This window comes from Kitasatospora sp. NPDC054795 (assembly GCF_053611565.1).
Genome location: NZ_JBSHAP010000014.1, coordinates 95,560 through 104,150 on the forward strand (window position 1 = coordinate 95,560; position 8,591 = coordinate 104,150).

6 protein-coding genes are annotated in these 8,591 nt (G+C 71.9%); 5 read left to right on the forward strand and 1 reads right to left on the reverse strand.

The features are described from left to right. Nucleotide 1: 1 nt before the first annotated feature. The 4 genes from ACWGJO_RS07645 (at nucleotide 2) to ACWGJO_RS07660 (ending at nucleotide 5,355) form a co-directional block, all read left to right on the forward strand. Nucleotides 2-907, forward strand: a complete 906-nt coding sequence (locus ACWGJO_RS07645; RefSeq protein ID WP_452182612.1) for a hypothetical protein — start codon at nucleotides 2-4, stop codon at nucleotides 905-907. Nucleotides 908-1,113: 206 nt separating this feature from the next. Then, on the forward strand, nucleotides 1,114-2,046 hold the full coding sequence (locus ACWGJO_RS07650; protein ID WP_387694109.1) for a FadR/GntR family transcriptional regulator: 933 nt from the start codon (nucleotides 1,114-1,116) through the stop codon (nucleotides 2,044-2,046). Nucleotides 2,047-2,603: 557 nt separating this feature from the next. After that, complete coding sequence (locus ACWGJO_RS07655) at nucleotides 2,604-4,244, forward strand: RNA polymerase sigma factor (protein ID WP_452182613.1); 1,641 nt, start codon at nucleotides 2,604-2,606, stop codon at nucleotides 4,242-4,244. Nucleotides 4,245-4,554: 310 nt separating this feature from the next. Next, on the forward strand, nucleotides 4,555-5,355 hold the full coding sequence (locus tag ACWGJO_RS07660; protein WP_452182618.1) for a S1 family peptidase: 801 nt from the start codon (nucleotides 4,555-4,557) through the stop codon (nucleotides 5,353-5,355). Nucleotides 5,356-5,606: 251 nt separating this feature from the next. On the opposite strand, the gene ACWGJO_RS07665 is transcribed toward ACWGJO_RS07660, so the two are convergent. Further along, nucleotides 5,607-5,837, reverse strand: a complete 231-nt coding sequence (locus tag ACWGJO_RS07665) for a DUF7455 domain-containing protein (RefSeq protein WP_452182614.1) — start codon at nucleotides 5,835-5,837, stop codon at nucleotides 5,607-5,609. 538 nt (nucleotides 5,838-6,375) lie between these two features. Between ACWGJO_RS07665 and ACWGJO_RS07670 the strand changes: the two genes are divergently transcribed. Next, on the forward strand, nucleotides 6,376-8,487 hold the full coding sequence (locus tag ACWGJO_RS07670; protein ID WP_452182615.1) for a DNA gyrase/topoisomerase IV subunit B: 2,112 nt from the start codon (nucleotides 6,376-6,378) through the stop codon (nucleotides 8,485-8,487). Nucleotides 8,488-8,591: the final 104 nt, after the last annotated feature.

Consider the following 8,591-nt stretch of genomic DNA (forward strand, 5'->3'; position numbering starts at 1 on the left):
CGTGCGTGTCCTGGCCTACGAGCTGCGCCGCCTGCGCGGCCTGCGTTCCACCTGGCTGCTGCTCGCAGCCGTACTGCTCAGCGACGCCGGCGTGGCCGCCGTCCTGGCGAGCCAGGCCCCGGACGGCCCGCTGACGGCCCCGGCGGGGGTGCGGCTGCTGACCGCCGCCGTCCCGCTGATCCCGCTGCCCTTCGCGGCGCTCGGCGCCGGGGTGCTGGGCGCGCTCTCGTACGGGCACGAGGTGCGCCACCCGGGGCTGGTGGCCTCGCAGGTGTCGTACTCGCGCCGGGTGCGGCTGCTGCTGGCCAAGCTGGTGGTGATCTGCCCGGTGGCGGCGTTGCTGGCGCTGGCCACCCTGCTGTTCGACACGGCGGCCGTGCACCTCGCGCTGCCGGACGGCGTCACGGTGGCGGCCTGGGCGGACCCGTCCGCACTGTCGGACCAGGTCTTCGAGGCGCTGACCGGTGCGGGGGTGTCCGGGCTGTCCGACCTGCCGGGTATGGGCGCCCCGCTGGGGCTGGTGGCCGGCCACGGAGTGCCCGCCGCACTGCTGGCCTTCGTCCTGCTCACCGTGGTGGCGGGCTGGACCGGGGTGCTGGCCGCCTCGCTGACCCGCAGCGCCGCGGCCGGGGTGCTGCTGCTGTGCGCGCTGCCGCCGCTGCTGGAGTCCGGCGTAGCCCTGCTGCTGCGCCGCACCGGCAGGCCGTGGCCGACCCGGGCGACCGAACTGCTGCCGTTCCAGTCCGGGATCGAGTGGGCCTACGGCTGGGTGTACGGCGGTGCGCACGAGGCGGTGGCCGGGAGCGCGGCGCTGACCGATCCGGCGCTGCTCGCCGCGGTCGCGACCCCTGCGGCGCTCCTGCTGCTGGCCGCTCTGCTGGCCCAGGCCCGCCGCCGCGCCCTGTAGCGCCGCGTCGCACGGAACCGCCCGCGTCGCGCTGCGCCCCAATGAACCGCGCTGAGCCGCCTGTGCGGGGCCGCCCGCCCGGGCCCGAGGCCGCGTCACGGGTGCGGTTCCGCCCGGGACTTCCAAGATCGACCAGCAGTGACCGTAATGCGCGGTTCTTCCTGATAAGAAGTCAATTATCCAGTCACGGTCGATCACCCTTTCGTGTGCTTTTCACGAGAATTCTCAAGCCACGCCTGCCGATCGCCGACAAAGGAGGCGTGAGTACCCTTGCGCACCCCACCATGACCCCCGCCCGTTCCGCCGAAGGGCCCATCCACGGTCCCGGCGACCTGGACCGCTTCTCGTACGCCGACCGGCCGACCCCGCCGGTGCCCCGCTGGGAGGGTGCCGAGTCGGACATCGCCCGGGTCGGCCGCAAGACCACCAGCAGTCGGGGCCGCGGTCTGCACGGCCAGCTGGTCCAGCAGCTCGGCCAGATGATCGTCTCCGGCGACCTCGGTGCCGACCGCCCGCTGGTGCCCGAGGAGATCGGCCAGCGGTTCGAGGTCTCCCGCACCGTCGTCCGCGAGTCGCTGCGCGTGCTGGAGGCCAAGGGCCTGGTCAGCGCCCGGCCGAACGTCGGCACCCGGGTCCGGCCGGTCGGCGACTGGAACCTGCTGGACCCGGACATCATCGAGTGGCGCGCCTTCGGGCCGCAGCGGGACGAGCAGCGCCGGGAGCTGTTCGAGCTCCGCTGGGCGATCGAGCCGCTGGCCGCCCGGCTCGCCTCCGGCCACGGCCGGGAGGACGTCCAGCAGCGCCTGGTCGAGCTGGTCGAGATCATGGGCCACGCCGCCTCCCAGGCCGACCTCTCGACCTACACCCGGGCCGACGCCGAGTTGCACGGCCTGGTCCTCCAGATGGCGGGCAACCGGATGCTGGAGCACCTGTCCGGGATCGTCGCCTGCGCGCTGCAGGTCTCGGGTGGTCCGGCGATCTCCTGCGAGCGCCCCACCGAGTCCTCGGTCAGCCTGCACGCCCGGCTGGTGGAGGCGCTGGGCGCCGGCGACGGCGCCGCGGGCGAGGTCGCGATGCGGGCGCTGCTCACCGTTCATCCCGAGATCGAGCCGTCCGTTCCCGCACCCAGGGAGCACTGAACGGGCTGTTTTCCACGAGCGGAGGCGCCGGACGGCGGCGGCCCGCTCCGCCCGGGCCCTCCGGCCGCACCACGCGGCGCAGCCGGGGGGCTTCCGCATGCCGCCGTCCCACCGGGCAGAGCCGGCGGAGGCCGCGTGGCCCGAAGGGGCGGCGCCCCCAGGGGGCGAACCGCCGGGAGCGGCCCGGCGAATGCGGGCGGCGAAAGCGGGCGGCGAAAGCGGGCCCAAGTCGGGCTTGTTCATGACAATAGATTCACCGGCGAGTGCGCGATGATGGAAGCGGCTCCGGGTTGCGGGCGCCGGATGGTGTGACCCGCGACACGAAGGCCATGCGTAACACTTGACGAGTAGCAGCGATGTGTCCTGAGCGGAAGCAGCTCCGGAATACTCCAACATGTCAGAATGCTGTGTTGGTCCGCGGCGCTGCTGCCGTCCTGCAAACCCAGTCCTCAAGCCCGAGTCGGTCGGAATCGACACCGCGCGTCCGACGCGCGATTTCCTTCCCCGCCCGCTCGGGCGGCCGGTACGGGTTCGAGATCCACTCATCGTCCGAGAGGTTGTTCGTGTCGGCCAGCACATCCCGTTCGCTTCCCCCCGAGATCGCCGAGTCCGCGGCTCTGCTGGCTCTCATCGAGCGGGGCAAGGCCCAGGGGCAGATCGCCGGTGACGACGTGCGCCAGGCGTTCGAGGCGGACCAGATCCCGGTCACCAAGTGGAAGAACGTCATGCGCAGCCTCAATCAGGTGCTGATTGAGGAGGGCGTGGACCTCATGGTCAGCGCGGCCGAACCGGCCGGCGCCAAGCGCAAGAGCGTTGCTGCCAAGAGCCCCACCAAGCGCACCGCCACCAAGGCTGTCACCACCCGGACCCCGTCGGCCCCGACCAAGCCGCCCGTGCGGATCGCCCCCGGCGCTCCCGTCGCGGCTCCGGCCGTCGTCGCCGCCGCGGCCACGGCTCCCACCGTCTCCGCCGAGATCACCGCCGAGGAGACGACCGGCGTCGTCGCCGGGGTGAAGGCGCCGGCCAAGAAGGCCGCGCCGGCCAAGAAGGCCGCCGCCAAGAAGACCGCCGCGCCGGCCAAGAAGACCGCCGCCAAGAAGACCGCCGCCGGCAAGACCGCCAAGGGCGACGAGGAGCTGCTCGGCGAGGAGGAGCTGCTCGAGGACGCCGCGCTGCCCGGTGACAAGACCGAGGCCGAGGGCACCGGTCCGGAGGAGGAGTCGGAGGGCTTCGTCCTCTCCGACGACGACGAGGACGACGCGCCGGCCCAGCAGGTCGCCGTCGCCGGCGCCACCGCCGACCCGGTCAAGGACTACCTGAAGCAGATCGGCAAGGTCCCGCTGCTCAACGCCGAGCAGGAGGTCGAGCTCGCCAAGCGCATCGAGGCCGGTCTGTTCGCCGAGGACAAGCTCTCGGCCGCCGACAAGCTCGCCCCGAAGCTCAAGCGCGAGCTGGAGATCATCGCCGAGGACGGCCGCCGGGCCAAGAACCACCTGCTGGAGGCCAACCTCCGTCTGGTGGTCTCGCTGGCCAAGCGCTACACCGGCCGCGGCATGCTCTTCCTGGACCTGATCCAGGAGGGCAACCTCGGTTTGATCCGTGCGGTCGAGAAGTTCGACTACACCAAGGGCTACAAGTTCTCGACCTACGCCACCTGGTGGATCCGCCAGGCGATCACCCGCGCCATGGCCGACCAGGCCCGCACCATCCGCATCCCGGTGCACATGGTCGAGGTCATCAACAAGCTGGCCCGCGTCCAGCGCCAGATGCTCCAGGACCTGGGCCGCGAGCCCACCCCGGAGGAGCTGGCCAAGGAACTCGACATGACCCCCGAGAAGGTCATCGAGGTCCAGAAGTACGGCCGCGAGCCGATCTCGCTGCACACCCCGCTGGGCGAGGACGGCGACAGCGAGTTCGGTGACCTGATCGAGGACTCCGAGGCGGTCGTCCCGGCCGACGCGGTCTCCTTCACCCTGCTCCAGGAGCAGCTGCACTCCGTGCTGGACACCCTGTCCGAGCGCGAGGCGGGCGTGGTCTCGATGCGCTTCGGCCTGACCGACGGCCAGCCGAAGACGCTGGACGAGATCGGCAAGGTGTACGGGGTCACCCGTGAGCGCATCCGCCAGATCGAGTCGAAGACCATGTCGAAGCTGCGCCACCCGTCGCGCTCCCAGGTGCTGCGCGACTACCTGGACTGATCGACGGCAGTCGTTCCACGCGAAGGCCCGGAGCCGCACGGCTCCGGGCCTTCGCGGCTGTCCGGGCCCGGGTGTGTCAGCGTCCGGGTGGTGGTTGTCGCTCGTCCGGGTGGCGGCGCGGCGGGAAGTGGTCGCACGGTGTAGCCGGTCACCTACGCTGTGCCGGTTGCCTGCTTCCGAGCCTCCTGGAGTCACGGTGCCGACCGAGCCGGACCGCACTGACCTGCCGACGCCCATCCCGTTTCCGGCAGACCTCGCCGATCCGGCCGATCCGGCCGTCGGCCGGGCGGGCCGTCGCCGCAGGGCCGCCGTGCTGGCGCTGCTGGCCGCCGTGCCCGTCCCGCTGGTCGCCCTCGGTGGCGCGGCGCCGGCCGAGGCCCAGCGCCGGGTGGTCGGCGGCACGGCGGCGAGCACCGGGGACCACCCGTGGATCGTGGCGCTGTCCAGCCGCCAGCAGTTCGGCAGCGGCCGTTCCGGCCAGTTCTGCGGGGGCGCGCTGGTCACGCCGACGAAGGTGGTCACGGCCGCGCACTGCTTCTACGACGAGGGCAAGGGCCGGGTGGAGAGGCCGGGGCTCAAGGTGATCGTCGGCCGGGACGACATGCGCGGCACGACCGGCCGCGAGGTGGCGGTGCGGTCGGTCTGGGTCCACCCCGACTACTCCTTCGACGCGAACATGAACGACGTCGCGGTGATCACCCTGGCCGAGTCCCAGGGCGCCCGGCCGGTGGTCGAGCTGGTCGGCCAGGGCGAGACGGCGCCGTACCTGGCCGGGACCACGACGCAGGTGTACGGCTGGGGCGACACCACCGGGCGGGGCGACTACTCGCCCACGTTGCGCGGGGTGTCCGTGCCGATCGTGCCGGACGGGGCCTGTGCGCAGGCGTACCCGGGCGGGCAGGACGGAAAGTTCGACGCCCGGGGCATGGTCTGCGCGGGCGAGGAGCGGGGCGGCAAGGACGCCTGCCAGGGCGACAGCGGCGGCCCGATGATCGTCGAGGGCCGGCTGGTGGGCCTGGTGTCCTGGGGGACGGGCTGTGCCGAGGCGGCCCACCCGGGTGTCTACACCAGGGTGTCCTCGGTCGCCGACGCGGTGCGCTCGGTCCTGTGAACGTCCGTGGACGCGGTGTGTCCGGTGCCGCGGACGTCGCGGTGGGTGTGCGCCCGGTCACGTGCTGACGCCGGGTTCTGACGCAGTGTCGGCAGTCGCGACCGGGGCGTCACCGGGCCCGGGAGGGCGTCCGGGGGTACAGCAGAGCCGGACGGCCGGCCCCCGAAGGGGTCAGCCGCCCGGCCCACCGGTCGCGCGCGGTGCACGACCGGACACAGCTCGACGCCGGCTGCTGGTTTTGGCGCCCGGGATCAGCGCTCGTCTTCGGTCGCCGTAGCGGTGGTCGTGGTGAGACGGCCGCTCTCGTCCTGTATCTCCACGGCGATCTTCTTGAGCTCGGGCTCGAACTTCCGGCCGTGGTGGCCGCAGAAGAGCAGCTCTCCGCCGCTGGCGAGTACGACGCGCAGGTAGGCCTGGGCGCCGCAGCGGTCGCAGCGGTCAGCCGCGGTGAGCGGGCTCGCAGGGGTCAGAACAGTAGTCACGTCGCCTCTTCTCTAGCTCGACGAGCTGTCGTACCAGGGTCAACATCCAACCAGGCCGAAAACGTTCCCGCTCGTGGCTTTTCTTCTCTGAGGATTCTGCTGTGTTGATGAGGACGTGCCCCGGGCGTCGGTGGTTCATGCGTGCCGATTCCCGGGATCCGCCCGTCGCTCGAACGCCCGATCGGGATCGGGTACGAGGTCCGCGTAGCATAATCCTCTGCCGGGTTGGAGCATAAGCCCCGCCCCGGGCCCCGGTAGCCTGCATAACGGCAGTTCCGGAGCCTGTGCCGGGTCCCACGATCCGCCAGGACCGGTGGTACCGGGAGGAGATGGCGCCCCCGGGGTCCGTACCCGGGTGCGGTGCTTGTTCGCGCAGCGCGTACAAGCTGCGCGGGGCCGGCCCGTCGTGCTGTGCACCCGGCGCAGGGGATCGGGCACGCAGGGCGACGGGTGTCGGTGCGGCGTGCTGCACTGGCGTTTGGTCCGGATGCGTCCGGATGTGACCGATGAGACAGAACTTCACCGAGGAGAGTGCCGCGTGAGTGCCGAAACGACCGTGCCGTCCGCGCTGCTGGCCGGCGACGACGGTTCCAACTACACCGCGCGGCACCTGCTCGTCCTGGAGGGCCTGGAGGCGGTCCGCAAGCGCCCCGGCATGTACATCGGCTCGACCGACAGCCGCGGTCTGATGCACTGCCTCTGGGAGATCATCGACAACTCCGTCGACGAGGCGCTCGGCGGCTACTGCGACCGCATCGACGTCGTGCTGCACCCCGACTCCTCGGTCGAGGTCCGGGACAACGGGCGCGGCATCCCGGTCGACGTCGAACCCAAGACCGGGCTGTCCGGCGTCGAGGTCGTGATGACCAAGCTGCACGCCGGCGGCAAGTTCGGCGGCGGCTCCTACGCGGCCTCCGGCGGTCTGCACGGCGTCGGCGCCTCGGTCGTCAACGCGCTCTCCGCCCGCCTCGACGTCGAGGTCGACCGCGGCGGGCACACCCACGCGATCAGCTTCCGCCGCGGCACCCCCGGCCTCTTCACCGAGACCAGCCCGGACGCGCCCTTCGAGCCCGGCAACGGCCTGACCAGGGCCCGCAAGGTGCCGAAGACCCGCACCGGCACCCGGATCCGCTACTGGGCCGACCGGCAGATCTTCCTCAAGGACGCCAAGCTCTCCCTGGAGCACCTGCACAGCCGCGCCCGGCAGACCGCCTTCCTGGTCCCCGGCCTCACCATCGTGGTGCGTGACGAGCGGCTCACCGAGAGCGACAAGGTCGAGGAGAGCACCTTCCGCTTCGACGGCGGCATCGCCGAGTTCTGCGAGTTCCTGGCCCCCGACAAGCCGGTCTGCGACGTGGTGCGGCTGCACGGCGAGGGCACCTTCAAGGAGACCGTGCCGGTCCTGGACGACCTCGGGCACATGACCCCCACCGAGGTCACCCGCCACCTCGGCGTGGACATCGCGCTGCGCTGGGGGACTGGCTACGACACCACGCTGCGCTCCTTCGTCAACATCATCGCCACCCCCAAGGGCGGCACCCACGTCACCGGTTTCGAGCGCTCGCTGGCCAAGACGGTCAACGAGGCGCTGCGCGCGGGCAAGCTGCTGCGCGTCGCCGAGGACGACATCACCAAGGACGACGCCACCGAGGGCCTCACCGCGGTGGTCACCGTCCGGCTCGCCGAGCCGCAGTTCGAGGGCCAGACCAAGGAGGTGCTCGGCACCTCGGCGGCCAACCGGATCGTCGCGGCCGTCGTCGCCAAGGAGCTCAAGGCCTTCCTGACCTCGGCCAAGAAGGACCAGAAGCTCCAGGCCCGGGCCGTGCTCGACAAGGTCGTCGCGGCCGCCCGCACCCGGGTCGCCGCCCGGCAGCACAAGGAGGCCCAGCGCCGCAAGACGGCGCTGGAGACCAGCTCGCTGCCCGCCAAGCTGGCCGACTGCCGCAGCGACGATGTCGACCGCAGCGAACTGTTCATCGTCGAGGGGGACTCCGCGCTCGGCACCGCCAAGCTCGCCCGCAACTCCGAGTTCCAGGCGCTGCTGCCGATCCGCGGCAAGATCCTCAACGTGCAGAAGGCCTCGGTGAGCGACATGCTCAAGAACGCCGAGTGCGCCGCGATCATCCAGGTGATAGGGGCCGGCTCGGGCCGCACCTTCGACATCGACCAGGCCCGCTACGGCCGGGTCATCTTCATGGCCGACGCCGACGTCGACGGTTCGCACATCCGCACCCTGCTGCTCACCCTCTTCCACCGCTACATGCGGCCGATGGTCGAGCAGGGCCGGGTCTTCGCCGCCGTGCCGCCGCTGCACCGGATCGAGCTCACCAACCCCAAGCGCGGCCAGGAGAAGTACCACTACACCTACTCCGACGCCGAACTGCGCTCCACGCTGCTGGAGTTCCAGCGCAAGAACCAGCGCTGGAAGGAGCCGGTGCAGCGCTACAAGGGCCTGGGCGAGATGGACGCCGACCAGCTGGCCGAGACCACCATGGACCCGCGCCACCGCACGCTGCGCCGGATCAACCTGGGCGACCTCGAGCAGGCCGAGAGGATCTTCGACCTGCTGATGGGCAACGATGTCGCCCCGCGCAAGGAGTTCATCGTGGACTCGGCGGCCACCCTGGACCGCTCCCGCATCGACGCCTGATCCCGGCCGTGGGGGGGGGGGGGGGCGGGCGGGGGGGCGGGGGGGGGGCGGGGGGCGGGGGGGGCGCCGGGGGGCCCGCCCCCCCGCGCCACCGGCACGGGGGC